Raw genomic sequence first — 14661 nt, 5'->3', positions numbered from 1 at the left:
GGGGGATGGGGAAACAGGCTCGCATTGCGAGTACTGCGCCCCTGACTACCAATGACTGCAGCGGTGGAGGATTTCGAGGCGCTGCGGCCCCATCTGCTGGCGGTGGCCTACCGGCTCACCGGCATGTTCGCCGACGCCGAGGACATCGTGCAGGATGCCTGGTTGCGCTACGACGCCGCCGGGCGTGACGACATCACCGATCTGCGGGCCTGGTTGACGACGGTGGTCAGCCGGCTGGGCCTGGACCGGTTGCGTTCGGCGCCGCGGCGACGGGAAGCCTATGTGGGGCAATGGCTTCCGGAGCCGGTGGTGACCGGGTTCGGCGACGACGATCCGCTGTCGGCGGTGGTGGCCGGTGAAGATGCCCGGTTCGCCGCGATGGTGGTGCTCGACCGGCTGACCCCGGATCAGCGGGTGGCGTTCGTGCTGCACGACGGGTTCTCGGTGCCGTTCGACGACGTGGCCGCCACCCTGGGCACCACCGCGGCCGCAGCCCGCCAGTTGGCGTCGCGCGCCCGCAAGGCCGTCGCGGCAGATCCTGCGCCGCAACCGGATCCGGGGCACGCCGAGGTGGTCGGCACCCTGATGGCGGCCATGGCAGCCGGTGACCTGGACGCGGTGGTGGCGCTGCTGCACCCGGACGTGACATTCACCGGGGACTCCAACCGCCGGGCCCCGACCGCCACGCGGGTCATCCGCGGTGCGGACAGCGTGGCCCGGTTCCTGTTCGGTCTGGCGCGACGCTACGGCCCGACGCTGTCAGGCGCTCAGCAGCTGGCGCTGGTCAACGGCGAACTCGGCGCCTATACGCCCGGGGCGCCCGCCGTCGAGGGGTTCGCCGAATTGTTGCCGCGCGTCACCGCGGTGACGGTCCGCGACGGCCGGGTGGTGGCGATCTGGGACATCGCCAATCCGGACAAGTTCCGCGGCACGCCGCTGCGCGAGTCGATCGGAGGATGACATGTCTATCGCGGAGCGACTGGGCGCGTTGATGTTTCGCGCCATGGACAAGATGCGTGACCGTGCCGTCTTCGACATCGGCGCCCCCACCGGTAAGGTCAAAAGGATCCGCAACAGTGCGGTGGCGGGGATCTCGATCGCCTATGTCGAGATCACTCCTGCGGGTCGCTGACCGCCCACGGCACCCGGCAGGCGTCCCCGGAGTTGAAGCCCTGCTCGGTGACGCCCAGTGCGACGTACATCCGGGACCGCATGTTCTCCACTGCGATCTGATAGGTCAGCTCGATCACCCCGACATCACCGAAGCGATCCCGCAGGTCGGCGACCTGGGCGTCGGTGACGGTGTGCGGGTCGGTGGTCATCGCATTGGCGTAGGCGATGGCCGCCCGCTCGTCGTCGTCGAACCGCGGCGAGGTGGCGTAGTCGTCGATCTGCTTGAGCCGGTCGACGTCCAGGCCCTCCAGCCGCGTCAGCATGGAACCGAAGTCCACGCACCACGAGCAGCCGACGGTGCGAGCGGTCCAGAACACCGCCAGCTCTCGCACGCTTGTCGGCAGCTTGCGGGATCCGCTCTGCAGCAGGCCTTCGTGCACGGCGTTGGCCACCAGTAGCCGGGGGTGATGCGCGGCGACGGTGAACGGCTCGGGAACTTCACCGAAGCGACGCTTGGCGTAGCGGTACATGGCGCGCACCAGCAGGTTGGTGCGTTTCGGGGGCAGTGGTTCGATGCGCGGTTTGGTAGTCATACCCCTTGGACGGGGCAGCCCGCCGGAATGTGACAGCCGCCCGTTGTTCCCCGCCCGCCTTCCCCGCGAGCGTGCAGAATGTCCGCCCCCACCTGGGGAAATGCCGTACACCCGTGCACGGTCGCGCCAAGGGGGGCAGGGGAGGGCCCGGGCCTCAGATCAGGAAGGGGACCAGCGCCTTGCGGTCGGTGGGGTAGTCGGCGAACTTCTCCCGGTACCAGCGGTGGGTGCCCAGCGCCCGGGGGACCAGGTTGCCGGCGGTGATCAACAGGATCGCCACCCCGGGCAGCGCCCAGGTCAGCACGGCGAAGCCGGTCCAGGCGATAATCTCGCCCAGATACGCCGGGCTGGTGACGAACCGGAACCCGCCGCCGAACGGAATCCGGTACTCGGCACCGCTCGGGTTGTTCTTGTCGCGCAGGTTGCGCACGATCGACTCGGAGTTGACCAGCAGCGCGAACCCGCACAGGTAGATCGCCAGGCCCACCAGGAAGCGGGGATCGGTCAACCAGCCGCGGCCGTACTGGTGGAAGTAGTCGTGGCTGAACAGCGCCCCGTTCAAATACCCGTGCATGGAGGTGACGAGCATGCCCATCACCACCACCGAGATGTTGAACGTGCTGCGCTTGCCGGGCATCTGGCGGATCGCCAGCGGGAAGAACCAGCCGCGGTTGGCGTAGTGCAGCGCCCAGATCCCGGCCAGCACCAGCGACGTCGGCTCGAAGCGGGCCGGCCCGCTCAGGTAGGCGACCAGAAAAACGACGGTCGCCGGGATCTCCATCAGCCACCAGCCGAACTTCGGGTTCAGATTCAAGCCGAGCTGCGTCGTCGAGAACCGCCCATAGGAGCTCTGACCGAAGAAGCCGCCGACGATCACGAAGGCGGCGAAGCCGAACGCGACGGTCAGGACGGTGTCGTAGACGGCGTTGCCGGTGTACCAATGCATGGTCAGTGTCTTATCACGCCGTCAACGAACCCTCCGCGAGCGTGCACCTTGGCGCGGCATTTCCCCAGGTGGGGGCGGACCGTTCTGCACGCTCGCGCCAAAGGGGGGGCTAGCGGGCGAACATCAGCGCCCGCTTGACCTCCTGGATCGCCTTGGTGATCTCGATACCGCGCGGGCAGGCGTCGGTGCAGTTGAACGTGGTGCGGCAGCGCCACACCCCGTCGACCTCGTTGAGGATGTCCAGGCGCTCGGCGGCACCCTCGTCGCGGGAGTCGAAGATGAACCGGTGGGCGTTGACGATCGCCGCCGGGCCGAAGTAGGACCCCTCGCTCCAGTACACCGGGCAGCTGGTGGTGCAGATGCCGCACAGGATGCACTTGGTGGTGTCGTCGTAGCGGTGCCGGTCGTGCTGGCTCTGGATCCATTCCCGGGTGGGCGGGTTACCGGTGGTGATCAGATACGGCTTGATCGCCTTGTAGGCGTCCATGAATGGTTCCATGTTGACCACGAGGTCTTTTTCCACCGGAAGCCCACGCATCGGCTCGATGGTCAGCGTCAGCTCCTTGCCCGGCTTCTTGGGCAGGATGTCGCGCATCAGCATCTTGCAGGCCAGCTTGTTGTTGCCGTTGACCCGCACTCCGTCGGAGCCGCACACCCCGTGCGCGCAGGACCGGCGGAAGGTCAGCGTGCCGTCCAGGTAGCTCTTGACGTAGATCAGCAGGTTCAGCAGCCGGTCGGTGGGCAGCGCCGGCACCCGGAAGCTCTGCCAGCCGTCGGTGGCGGCGTACTGGTCGGGGTTCTCCGGGTTGAACCGGGCGATCTTGAGCGTGACCATGTGCGCGCCCTCGGGCACCGGGGGCAGCGGCGGGTCACCGGCTGGCGGGCCGTCGACGAATGCGACCGGGGCTGCACTGGACGGACCCGGTGAGCAGCAGCCGCCTTCGGATGAGCAGCAGGTGTCAGCCATCAGTACTTCCGCTCCTTCGGCTCGTAGCGGGTCTGCACCACCGGCTTGTAGTCCAGCCGGATATCGGAGATCAGATCGGGGCCTTCCTTATATGCCATGGTGTGGCGCATGTAGTTGACGTCGTCGCGGTTGGGGTAGTCCTCGCGAGCGTGCCCGCCGCGGGACTCCTTGCGGTTCAGCGCACCGACGACGGTGACCTCGGCCAGCTCCAGCAGGAAGCCCAGCTCGATGGCCTCCAGCAGGTCGGAGTTGAAGCGTTTGCCCTTGTCGTGCACGGTGATCCGCGAGTACCGCTCCTTGAGCGCCTGCACGTCCTTGAGCGCCTGCTTGAGGGTGTCCTCGGTGCGGAACACCGCGGCGTTGTTGTCCATCGTCTGCTGCAGGGCACCGCGGATGTCGGCCACCCGCTCGTTGCCGTGCTCGGACAAGATGGCGGCGACCCAGTTGACCACCATGTCGGCCGGGTTCTCCGGCAGCTCGACGAAGTCGTGGCCGGCGGCGTACTCGGCCGCGGCGATACCGGCGCGACGGCCGAACACGTTGATGTCCAGCAGTGAGTTGGTGCCCAGCCGGTTTGCGCCGTGCACCGACACGCACGCGCACTCGCCGGCGGCGTAGAGCCCGGGCACGGTAGCGGTGTTGTCGCGCAGCACCTGACCGGTCACCGTGGTCGGGATGCCGCCCATGGCGTAGTGACAGGTCGGGTAGACCGGCACCAGCTCCTTGACCGGGTCCACACCCAGGTAGGTGCGGGCGAATTCGGTGATGTCGGGCAGCTTCTCGTTGAGGACGTCCTCTCCGAGGTGACGCACGTCGATGTAGACGTAGTCCTTGTTCGGTCCGGCACCGCGGCCCTCGAGCACCTCGAGCACCATCGAGCGAGCCACGATGTCGCGGGGCGCCAGGTCGACGATGGTCGGGGCGTAGCGCTCCATGAACCGCTCGCCGTCGGCGTTGAGCAGCCGGCCGCCCTCACCGCGCACGGCTTCGGAGATCAGAATGCCCAGGCCGGCCAGACCGGTCGGGTGGAACTGGTGGAACTCCATGTCCTCCAAGGGAAGTCCCTTGCGGAAGACGACGCCCATACCGTCACCGGTCAGGGTGTGGGCGTTGGAGGTGGTCTTGTACATCCGGCCCGAGCCGCCGGTGGCCAGCACGATGGCCTTGGCGTGGAAGACGTGAATCTGGCCGGTCGCGAGCTCATAGGCGACCACACCGGTGGCCACCGGACCCGACGGAGTCTCGGTGAGCACCAGGTCCAGCACGTAGAACTCGTTGAAGAACTCGACATCGTGCTTGACGCAGTTCTGGTACAGCGTCTGCAGGATCATGTGGCCGGTGCGGTCGGCGGCGTAGCAGGACCGGCGCACCGGGGCCTTGCCGTGGTCGCGGGTGTGGCCGCCGAACCGGCGCTGGTCGATGCGGCCCTCGGGGGTGCGGGAGAACGGCATGCCCATGTTCTCCAGGTCCAGTACCGCGTCGATGGCCTCCTTGGCCATGATCTCCACCGCGTCCTGGTCGGCCAGATAGTCGCCGCCCTTGACGGTGTCGAAGGCGTGCCACTCCCAGTTGTCGTCCTCGACGTTGGCCAGCGCCGCGCACATGCCACCCTGCGCCGCACCGGTGTGGCTGCGGGTGGGGTAGAGCTTGGTCAGCACCGCTGTGCGGGCCCGGGGCGCCGCCTCGACGGCTGCGCGCATCCCGGCGCCGCCGGCCCCGACGATCACCACGTCGTATCGATGTTCCTGAATCACCGCGATATCACCCGTTCGCTACCGAATCTGCCGTCAAGAAATGTTCGCGTCGAAGCTCAGCAGCACATAGCTGCCCAGTCCCAGCGTGAAGATCATCGACACCGCCAACAGGCTCATCAGCCAGAACCGGCTGCGGCCGCTGCGGGTGTAGTCGCCGATGATCGTGCGCATGCCGTTGCCGCCGTGCAGCTGGGCCAGCCACAACAGGCTCAGGTCCCAAATCTGCCAGAACGGCGAGTGCCAGCGTTCCGCCACGTAGTTGAAGTCGATCCGGTACACCCCGTCCTGCCACATCAGCATGATGAACAGGTGCCCGAGCACCAGGAAGATCAGCACCGCGCCGGAGAACCGCATGAACAGCCAGGTGTACTTCTCGAAGTTGGCCATTCCCTTGTGCCGGAACGGCGCACGCGGGTTGCCCAGGCTGGCCGGGCGGTCGCGGTCGAGGCCGCGCACCGGCGCTACTCCGCCACGTCCGAGTTGCAGGTCAGGTGTGCTCATAAGAATCGCTCCGCCATGTGCATTCCGATCCGGACCACCACCGGGACCATCACCACCAGCCAGATCACGCCGACCGCTACCAGCATCTGGCGCTGCCAGCGGCAGCCCTGCCACCAGAAGTCGATCAGGATCAGCCGGACCCCGTTGAGGCCGTGAAACAGCACCGCGGCCACCAGGCCCAGCTCCATCAGGCCCACGAGCGGGGTCTTGTAGGTCGCGATCACCTCGGTGTAGGCCTGCGGGCTCACCCGGACCAGGGCCGTGTCGAGGACGTGTACGAACAGGAAGAAGAAGATGGTCGCACCGGTGATCCGGTGCAGTGCGAACGCCCACATGCCGGGGTCGCCCTTATAAAGACTTTGCCGCCGGCGTCGCGGAGCGTCTGTCCGCGTTCCCGGCGACCCAGTCGCATCGGCGGATGTCGCCGTCATCAGCGCCTCCATGTAGCTGCTTTGACCTGCTTTGCAGGGGTTTCCAGCGTCCGCGTCGCTACGCAACGGCGTTGCTGTTTGGCTAACCCCGTCTTGGACTCTAAACCCATCCACAGGGTCGAAACGACATCATCGAAGTTACCGGTGAGTAGCAACGGCCCGCGGCTAGGCTGATTTTCGGCCGGCCAGACGGGTTGATGAGGTGATTCGGTGCGCTCAGATCGAAACGGAGTCGGCTGACGTGGTCGCAGAAATTGACTGGAATATGTTGCGGCACAATGCTATCGGCGTTGCCGCCCGGGCCTATGCGCCGTACTCGGGGTTGCGTGTCGGGGCTGCCGCGCTCACCGGCGACGGCGCGGTGGTGACCGGCTGCAATGTGGAGAATGTCTCATATGGCCTGGGCCTGTGTGCCGAATGTGCGGTGGTCTGCGCTTTGCACGCGAGCGGCGCCGGTCAGAGTCGCAAGCTCGTGGCGCTGTCGTGCACCGACACCGACGGCACACTGCTGATGCCGTGCGGCCGCTGCCGCCAGGTGCTGCTCGAACACGGCGGGCCGGGCCTGCTGATCGACCACCCCGCCGGTGCCAGGCCACTCGGCGATCTGCTGCCGGATGCCTTCGGACCCGACTCGCTGCCGTGACTTTCGACGCTCCCACCCTGATCGCCGCCAAACGCGACGGCCGCGCACTGTCCGACGCCGCGATCGACTGGTTGATCGAGTCCTACACCGCCGGACGGGTCGCCGACGAACAGATGTCGGCGTTGCTGATGGCGATCTTCCTGCGCGGTATGGACGCCCGCGAGACCGCCCGCTGGACCGCGGCGATGATCGCCTCGGGGGAACAGCTCGACTGGCGCGACCTGCGGCGTCACGGTGAGCTGCTGCCCACCGTCGACAAGCACTCCACCGGCGGCGTGGGGGACAAGATCACCCTGCCGTTGGTGGCCGTCGTCGCGGCCTGCGGCGCGGCGGTGCCGCAGGCCTCCGGACGGGGCCTGGGCCATACCGGGGGCACCCTGGACAAGCTGGAGTCCATCGCCGGCTTCGACGCCACCGTGACGACCCGGCGTCTGCGCGAGCAGCTGGTGGACGTGGGCGCGGCGATCTTCGCGGCCGGAGCCCTGGCGCCGGCCGACGCCAAGCTCTACGCGCTGCGCGACATCACCGCCACTGTGGAGTCGCTGCCGCTGATCGCCAGTTCGGTGATGAGCAAAAAGCTGGCGGAAGGCGCTGGTGCCCTCATCCTGGATGTAAAGGTCGGCAGCGGGGCGTTCATGAAATCGCCCGAGCAGGCCCGGGAACTGGCCGACATGATGGTCGCCCTCGGTGCGGCGCACGGCGTGCCGACCCGCGCCGTGCTCACCGACATGAACACCCCGCTGGGGGCTACCGTCGGCAACGCCCTGGAGGTCGCCGAGGCCCTGGAGGTGCTGGCCGGTGGTGGCCCCGCCGACGTGGTGGCGCTGACACTGACGCTGGCCACCGAGATGCTCGAGCTGGCCGGCCGGGGCGACCGCGATCCGGCCGCGACCCTGGCCGACGGCACCGCGATGGACCGGTTCACCGCGATGATCGCCGCCCAAGGCGGCGACCTGAGCGTTCCGCTGCCGGTGGCGGCATGTTCGGAGACCGTCACGGCCCCGCGGAGCGGCACAATGGGAGACATCGACGCGATGGCAGTGGGATTGGCGGCCTGGCGGCTGGGAGCGGGCCGCACCCGCCCCGGCGAAGCGGTGCAGGCCGGGGCCGGGGTGCGGATCCATCGGCGGCCGGGTGAGCCGGTCAGCGCCGGGCAGGCCCTGTTCACGCTGTACAGCGACACGCCGGATCGGTTCGGATCGGCCTGCGCCGAGCTGGACGGCGGCTACGCGGTGCTTGACGAACGTGACGACCCGGGAAAGAGGCCATGACCACACCGCTGAACCTGTCCTCGATCAGCCGGGCCCCCAAGGCGCTGCTGCACGACCACCTCGACGGTGGTCTGCGCCCTGCCACCGTCGTCGACATCGCCGGGCAGGTCGGTTATGACGGTCTGCCGGCAACCGACCCCGACGAGCTGGCCACCTGGTTTCGCACCCGCTCACACAGCGGATCATTGGAGCGCTACCTGGAGCCGTTCAGCCACACCGTGGCGGTGATGCAGACCGCCGACGCGCTGCACCGGGTGGCCCGGGAATGTGTCGAGGACCTGGCCGCCGATGCCGTGGTCTACGCCGAGGTGCGCTTCGCGCCGGAACTGCACATCGAGGGCGGGCTGTCCTTCGACGAGGTGACCGACGCGGTACTGGCCGGCTTCGCCGACGGCGAGCGTGACGCCGCTGCCGCCGGCCGAGAGATCACCGTGCGCTGTCTGGTCACCGCGATGCGCCACGCCGCGCTGAGCCGGGAGATCGCCGAGCTGGCAATCCGATTCCGGGACAAGGGCGTGGTCGGCTTCGATATCGCCGGAGCCGAAGCCGGCTACCCGCCGAGCCGACACCTCGATGCCTTCGAGTACATGCGAGACCACAACGCCCGCTTCACCATTCACGCCGGCGAGGCGTTCGGGCTGCCATCCATTCACGAGGCGATCGCGTTCTGCGGCGCCGACCGGCTCGGCCACGGGGTGCGGATCACCGACGACATCGTGCTTGACGACGACGGGGTTCCACAGCTGGGGAGGCTGGCGGCGATCCTGCGTGACAAGCGGGTCCCGTTGGAGCTGTGCCCGAGTTCCAACGTGCAGACCGGCGCGGTCGACAGCATCGCCGAGCACCCCTTCGACCTGCTGGCCCGCGCCCGGCTGCGGGTGACGGTCAACACCGACAACCGGCTGATGAGCGACACCACCATGAGCAAGGAGATGCTGGTGCTCGCCGAGACGTTCGGCTACGGCTGGACCGACATGCAGCGATTCACCGTCAATGCGATGAAGTCGGCGTTCATCCCGTTCGATCAGCGGGTGGCGATCATCGAGGACGTCATCAAGCCGCAATACGCCGCGCTGGCCTCACCCACATAGGCCTGGCACCCACATAGGCCTGGCGCCCAAATAGGCCGACCGTGCACAAACGTTCGGTATTTCCCCAAGTGGTGCCGGACATTTGTGCGCGCTCGGCGAAAACGGCGAAAGCCGGGCAATCGCGCTTGCGACTGCCCGGCCTTCGTCGTCAAGGATCAGTGCTCGGCGACAGTGGCCTCCGCGTCGCCCGTCTTCCAGGTGACGACGCCGTGCTCGAAGGTGCTCTGCTTGGCACCGTCGGCGTTAGTGGTCTCGTCACTGGTCGGGTAACCGAGCTTGCCCTGCGAACCGCCCAGCTCGTTCCACTTGTCGCGGATCTTGCCCCACACCACGTAGGACCGGGTGGTGTGGACGATCACGCCGCCGTCGAACTGCTGGTAGATGCCGCCGTCGGGGTTCTTCTGCTCGGCGCCGGTGGGCTCACCCAGGCTCTGCTTGTCGGCTGCGTCCAAAGAGTCGAGCTTGGCCAGGATCGGGCCGGAGACGGTGTACTCCTTGCCGTCGGCACCGGTCATCTCGGTGGAGCTGGCCGCGCCGCTCTCCTCGCCAGGGGCCGTGACCGCTGACGAGATCACCGAACTCGCCGCCGATCCGGCTGAGGATGCGGCCGAGCTGGCCGAACTCAGCACATCGCTGGTCTTCTCCTTGGTGGCGGTGCTGCAACCCGTGCCGACCAGTGCGATCCCCAAGACTGCGGCGGATACGGCTGCGGCTCGTTGCGTTGCCTTGCGCATATGTAGTCCTTTCAGGCGGGAAGGGCCACAAACCACACGGCCCAGACGTTAACGGGCCAAATGCTATCCGGGTCGCGACGGCCCGGCAATGAAATTCCTGCAATTGCCACCTGCAATTGCAGGAAATGATAGATAAGAAATTCTTATTCGCGTCGCAGGCGTGACTGCATGAACTGTTCGAGTTGCTCCCACTCCTTGATGGCGGGCGCAAACGGGCGCTGCGGCTCGTCCACCGAGTCCGGGTCCAGGACGTAGCTCACCAGCCGGCCCAGCGGGCGGTCCGGTTTGAGGGTCTCGGTGACTATGCCGTCCTCGGCGTAGGCCCCCACGTCCTCAAGGAACTCGACGGCCAGCTCGAGCTGCTCGCGGTCCACGGCGTCTGGCCCGTCGGTCAGGTCGTCGGCCATTCCGGACAGCACGTAGACGTTGTCGTCGGTGATGTCGATCGACAGCGAGCCGTCGGTGGCGGCGGTCCGGATGTCGTCGTAGGTGCTCAGATCCGCCAGGTCGTGATCGTGCTCATCGGCCAGGTAACGGGCCAGGGCACGCTCGGAGGCGAACACGCTGATCCGGCCGTTGCGACCGAGGAACACCGGCTTGTCGCCCAGGTAGCAGCGGAGCGAGAAGAACGTCCCGTTCTCGGTCATGATCCGGATCGGGTCGATACCCACCTTCGTCCAGAAGTCCTCGTCGCCGCCGAGCACCACCCGGTCTCCGGGTGCCGTATCGCTCGCCGGGGCGGCATCGGCCTGCTCGTCCAGCGGCTCTTCAGCGACCGAGGTCTCCGGCTCGGCCGGGGCTTCGGCGGCCAGTTCCTCGGCCGCCTGTGCGGACGCCGCGGCGTCGACGTCGGGGGTGGTCAGGATCTCTTCGACAGCGGTCAGTACGTTGCCCCAGCTGTGGTTGATGATCTCGGCGATCGCGTTCCAGCGTTTGCGGCCGGCGCGACCGCTGAAGTTGTCGATCCCGCCGGCCAGGGTGCCCAGGCTGGGGTTGCCGTTGAAGAACTTCGTCACCGCGGTCAGGTCGCACACCGACCCGATCGCCGACACGATCTCCATCGCGTCGGCCACGGTGCGGACCGACTTCTCGGACGGCTTGTCGCTGAGCAGCTCCTCCACCGCGATCAGGTCGTACCGGCGGCTGCCGCGCGGGTTGAGCCGGTGGGCGTTGGCCTCGGTGAGCGCCTGCCAACCCGGGTGGTCGGCCAGGTCGTTGTCGGTGTTGGTCCGCACGAATGCCGCCAGGTCGGCGGCGGAGGCGAAACCGTAGAGGTCCTCGTCCTTGCCGAGGAAGGCCTCCCACTCGTCACCGGAGTCGCGCCAGGCCGGCGCCCACAGGGTGTAGCGGTCACCAGCGGTCACCGCGACGCGGATCGGTACGAGGTCAGCTGCCATGCGGCACAGGATAACGAGACAGCGCCGGGGTGCTTGAACCGGGGAGATTCCTTAATGCTCCGTGTCGAATCTTGGCGCGCTATTCATCTAACCGTTAGGGTCGCACCAGCGGATGTGATCCAGAACACAGATTCGCGGTCGGGGAGGTCGTCATGACGGCAGGAAAGATGCGCGCGCTCAGCGCCGCAGCACTGACAGCGCTGTGCGTGTCGGTGGTGGGTGGGGCCTCGACACTGGGGCCGCTGTGGACGTTGGCCGCTTCCGGCGCCGAGCAGCTCAGTGCCCGGCTGCGGTTGCTCGCCGACGAGGGCTGGATCATGAGCGGCACCGGCGTGCCCGATCCCACCGTCGGGCCCTACATCAGCCAGATTCTGGCGAACTTCCTGCAGCCGTCGCCACCGCATTTCCCCGGCCAGCCGACGTTTCCCGACTATGACTTCACCGGCCTGGTCACCCCGGAGCAGTTCTGCCCGTTCGTGTGCATCCCGGGGGCGCCGCCGCTCAACTTCAGCCAATCGCTGGACGCCGGTGTCGCCGCACTGGACCAGTCGATCGTGCCGCAGCTGCTGGCCGGCGACAACGTCACCGTGTTCGGCTATTCGCAGAGCGCGTCGATCGCCTCCATCGAGATGAACAACTTGATCGCAGGCGCCGGCACCGCCGGCAACCCGACCATGGATCAGCTGGGCAACCTGCACGTGGTCCTGATCGGTGACCCGAACAACCCGATCGGGGGCATCCTGGATCGCTTCCAGTTCCCGGGTGATCAGCACGTCCCGTTCGTGAACATCCCGCTGAGCCTGGATCCCACTCCCACCGCACATATCTCGACCGACATCTACACCGGCGAATATGACGGCTGGGCCAATTTCCCACAGGATCCGACCAACATCCTGGCCGTGATCAACGCTCTGATCGGCATCCTCACTGTGCACCCGTATTACCCGGATTACAGCGCCGAACAGATGGCCAGCGCTATCAATATCGGCTCCATCGGCGATGCCAACTTCTACATGATTCCGCAGAATCTCCCGATTCTGCAGTTCATGTACAACGGCGGTATTCCCGGGCAATTCTTTGGCGACTTCTTCTCACCGTGGGCCCGGCTGGCCATCGGCTGGGGCTATGGCAACGCCGGGGATCCGGAGGTCAACGGCCTCTACAAGATCCCGGCCGGCGACTTCATCAGCGGCAGCCCCTACCAACAGGCGTTCGGGGTGGCCGGGGGACCGTGGGCCATGACCCCCACCGGCGAGCTCTACGACGGCTCAAGCGTCACCGGTCTGTTCCCCAAGATGGACCCGCTGCAGATGTTCGCTGGAGTCGAGAACGCGCTGATCCAAAGCCTAGTCGGTCCGTGGGCCGATGTCGCGGCCGCCGCCAGCGGGGGTGTCCTCTCGGCCGGCGACATCAGCACGATCGCCGGTATCACCGACTTCCTGCAGACCATCACCGGCTACGACCTGATCAACTCGATCGACAAGTCCCTGCTGGACGCGTGGAGCGGCCTGGCCAGTTCCCTGGATCTGTCCGATGTGCTGGGTCCCGACGCCGTGCTGAGCGGGGTGGGCATTCCCGGCGACGGCCTGTTGGCGCTGGTCGGGGCGGGTTTCGACATCTTCAATGTCTTCGGCGCCTAGAACTCGCCAGGCCCGCCGGACCGCCGCGCGCGTGTTCCATTTGACAACGTCCGTGCTCTCATTCAAGGTGAACCCTTAAATCCGGCTGATAGACAAGCGCTTTGCTATTAGTTGGAACACAGTTCGTCAAAGGTGCGGAGGTCTGGCATGACGGTGAAGCGGCTGCGTCGACTCGGTACTGCACCGTTAGCCGCCGTCCTGGGCGCCGCCGTGCTGGGCCCGGCAGCGCTGTTGTCCCCGGCATGGGCGGCCCGGCTTGACAACCTGGTCGCAGAGATCGCGCTGCTGGCCGACGAGGGCTGGATCATGTCCGGCACCGGCCAGGCCGACCCGACCATCGGCAACTACATGGATGTGGTGCGGGCCTTCTACCTGCAGCCGACCACCCCGTGGTTTGCCGGGCAGTCGATGTTCCCCGGCTATGGGTTCGAGGGCTTGGTCACCCCCGAGCAGTTCTGCCCGATCGTCTGCCAGCCGCTGCCGGTCCCGCAGCTGAACTTCGCGGACTCGCTGGCGCAGGGCGCTGCCGGCCTCGACGCCGCGATTCGCCCGCAGTTGGAGGCCGGCGATGACGTCACGGTGTTCGGCTACTCGCAGAGTGCGGTGATCGCCACGCTGGCGATGCAGAAGCTGCTCGCCGATGTGCCGGGCGGCGCCTACAACCCGGACAATGTGAACTTTGTGCTGATCGGTGACCCCAACAGCCCGATCGGCGGCATCCTGAGCCGGCTGGACTTCGCCAACGGCTTGGACGGCAACATGCAACACATCCCGTTCCTCGGCATTCCGTTGGGCATCGGCGCGGCCCCGACCGACTTCCACGCCAGCATCTACAGCAACGAATACGACGGCTGGTCGAACTTCCCGCAGGACCCCACCAACATCGTGGCCGTGCTCAACGCGCTGATGGGGATTCTGGCGGTGCACGGCGCCTACTTCAACGACAACCTCGGCAACGCCATCGACCTCGGCTCGATCGGGGCGAACGACTTCTACATGCTGCCCACCGACCAGTTGCCGATCCTGGGGCCGCTCTACGGGCTCGGGGACGTCGGCAAGTTGGTCGGCGACGCGCTGGCGCCCATCCTGAAGACGACTATCGACTGGTCCTACGGCAACCCCGGCGCCCCCGATGCCGGGTTCACCGTGGGCGGTGTCGACCCGATCGGTGCGGCCGGCCCATGGGCGGTCACCGCCAGCGGACACCTCTCGGAGGACACCGGCGCCGCCGGATTCCTGCTGCGGATGGACCCGCTGCAGATGCTGGCCGGACTGCAGTACGCCGGCGTGCAGAGCCTGACCAACACCGTCAACCACCTGCTGGACTTCGCCGGTCAGGCGCCGCTGTCGCAGTCGATCATCGACGCGATGCTGACCGGCTACCACCTGACCATCGACCTGGACCACTCGCTGCTCACCGCATGGCAGGACCTGGCCACCCAGTGGAACCTGCTCGACGTGCTGGGGCCGGACGCCATCTTCAACGGTGCACCGCTGATCTCCGCCGAGCCGCTGCTGGACCTGGCCGGACTGGGCTTCAGTCTCTTCAACTATCTCGACACATAACCCGTAGGGTCGCT

14 protein-coding genes and 1 pseudogene are annotated in these 14661 nt (G+C 67.0%); 7 read left to right on the top strand and 8 right to left on the bottom strand.

What is annotated here, in order from left to right:
• Positions 1 to 51: 51 nt before the first annotated feature.
• Together sigJ and K6T84_RS16475 are read left to right on the top strand one after the other, a co-directional pair.
• Positions 52 to 960, top strand: a complete 909-nt coding sequence (gene sigJ / locus K6T84_RS16480) for a sigma-70 family RNA polymerase sigma factor (protein ID WP_224862156.1) — start codon at positions 52 to 54, stop codon at positions 958 to 960.
• A 1-nt stretch (position 961) separates the two neighbouring features.
• Positions 962 to 1132, top strand: coding sequence for a hypothetical protein (locus tag K6T84_RS16475; RefSeq protein WP_225401920.1), 171 nt, complete (start codon positions 962 to 964; stop codon positions 1130 to 1132).
• On the opposite strand, the pseudogene K6T84_RS16470 reads toward K6T84_RS16475, so the two are convergent.
• The 6 genes and pseudogenes from K6T84_RS16470 to sdhC all read right to left on the bottom strand — a co-directional run.
• Positions 1113 to 1739 (bottom strand): annotated as a pseudogene (locus tag K6T84_RS16470) (carboxymuconolactone decarboxylase family protein); the annotation flags it as partial. The gene K6T84_RS16475 and the pseudogene K6T84_RS16470 sit on opposite strands and share 20 nt — an antisense overlap.
• Before the next feature lie 121 nt (positions 1740 to 1860).
• Positions 1861 to 2652, bottom strand: a complete 792-nt coding sequence (locus K6T84_RS16465) for a phosphatidylethanolamine N-methyltransferase family domain-containing protein (RefSeq protein WP_224862152.1) — start codon at positions 2650 to 2652, stop codon at positions 1861 to 1863.
• Between the two features lie 109 nt (positions 2653 to 2761).
• Positions 2762 to 3619 carry a succinate dehydrogenase iron-sulfur subunit gene (locus K6T84_RS16460; protein ID WP_224862150.1) on the bottom strand — a complete coding sequence of 286 codons (858 nt, stop codon included), beginning with the start codon at positions 3617 to 3619 and terminating at the stop codon, positions 2762 to 2764.
• A complete protein-coding gene (gene sdhA, locus K6T84_RS16455) occupies positions 3619 to 5373 on the bottom strand; it encodes a succinate dehydrogenase flavoprotein subunit (protein ID WP_224862148.1) in 1755 nt (584 codons plus the stop codon). Before sdhA ends, K6T84_RS16460 begins: the two co-directional genes overlap by 1 nt.
• A 33-nt stretch (positions 5374 to 5406) precedes the next feature.
• Entirely contained in the window at positions 5407 to 5874 is a 468-nt protein-coding gene (locus tag K6T84_RS16450; protein ID WP_224862146.1) for a succinate dehydrogenase hydrophobic membrane anchor subunit, read from the bottom strand.
• Complete coding sequence (sdhC, locus tag K6T84_RS16445) at positions 5871 to 6308, bottom strand: succinate dehydrogenase, cytochrome b556 subunit (protein ID WP_224865928.1); 438 nt, start codon at positions 6306 to 6308, stop codon at positions 5871 to 5873. The genes K6T84_RS16450 and sdhC overlap by 4 nt, the downstream gene beginning before the upstream one ends.
• A gap of 238 nt (positions 6309 to 6546) precedes the next feature.
• Here sdhC and K6T84_RS16440 point away from each other — a divergent pair, with 238 nt between their 5' ends.
• Genes K6T84_RS16440 through K6T84_RS16430 form a run of 3 tightly spaced genes read left to right on the top strand, consistent with a single transcriptional unit; the run spans position 6547 to position 9310 of the window.
• Positions 6547 to 6948, top strand: a complete 402-nt coding sequence (locus K6T84_RS16440) for a cytidine deaminase (RefSeq protein ID WP_224862144.1) — start codon at positions 6547 to 6549, stop codon at positions 6946 to 6948.
• Positions 6945 to 8219 carry a thymidine phosphorylase gene (locus K6T84_RS16435; protein WP_224862143.1) on the top strand — a complete coding sequence of 425 codons (1275 nt, stop codon included), beginning with the start codon at positions 6945 to 6947 and terminating at the stop codon, positions 8217 to 8219. The genes K6T84_RS16440 and K6T84_RS16435 overlap by 4 nt, the downstream gene beginning before the upstream one ends.
• Entirely contained in the window at positions 8216 to 9310 is a 1095-nt protein-coding gene (locus K6T84_RS16430) for an adenosine deaminase (RefSeq protein WP_224862141.1), read from the top strand. The genes K6T84_RS16435 and K6T84_RS16430 overlap by 4 nt, the downstream gene beginning before the upstream one ends.
• Positions 9311 to 9465: 155 nt before the next feature.
• Here K6T84_RS16430 and K6T84_RS16425 read toward each other — a convergent pair whose 3' ends face one another.
• Entirely contained in the window at positions 9466 to 10044 is a 579-nt protein-coding gene (locus K6T84_RS16425) for an LGFP repeat-containing protein (protein WP_224862139.1), read from the bottom strand.
• Between the two features lie 143 nt (positions 10045 to 10187).
• The gene (gene satS, locus K6T84_RS16420) at positions 10188 to 11441 is read right to left on the bottom strand and encodes a protein export chaperone SatS (RefSeq protein ID WP_225401919.1); all 1254 of its coding nucleotides are present in this window, start codon (positions 11439 to 11441) and stop codon (positions 10188 to 10190) included.
• 152 nt (positions 11442 to 11593) lie between these two features.
• Between satS and K6T84_RS16415 the strand changes: the two genes are divergently transcribed.
• Positions 11594 to 13081 carry a PE-PPE domain-containing protein gene (locus K6T84_RS16415; RefSeq protein WP_225401918.1) on the top strand — a complete coding sequence of 496 codons (1488 nt, stop codon included), beginning with the start codon at positions 11594 to 11596 and terminating at the stop codon, positions 13079 to 13081.
• A gap of 147 nt (positions 13082 to 13228) precedes the next feature.
• Positions 13229 to 14647 (top strand): PE-PPE domain-containing protein, encoded by a 1419-nt coding sequence (locus K6T84_RS16410; RefSeq protein ID WP_225401917.1) that lies wholly within the window; start codon positions 13229 to 13231, stop codon positions 14645 to 14647.
• Positions 14648 to 14661: the final 14 nt, after the last annotated feature.

Origin of the sequence: Mycobacterium zoologicum (assembly GCF_020181635.2) — a bacterium.
GTDB classification, from domain to species: Bacteria; Actinomycetota; Actinomycetes; order Mycobacteriales; family Mycobacteriaceae; genus Mycobacterium; species Mycobacterium zoologicum.
This window is presented reverse-complemented; position numbering and strand designations above follow the sequence as displayed.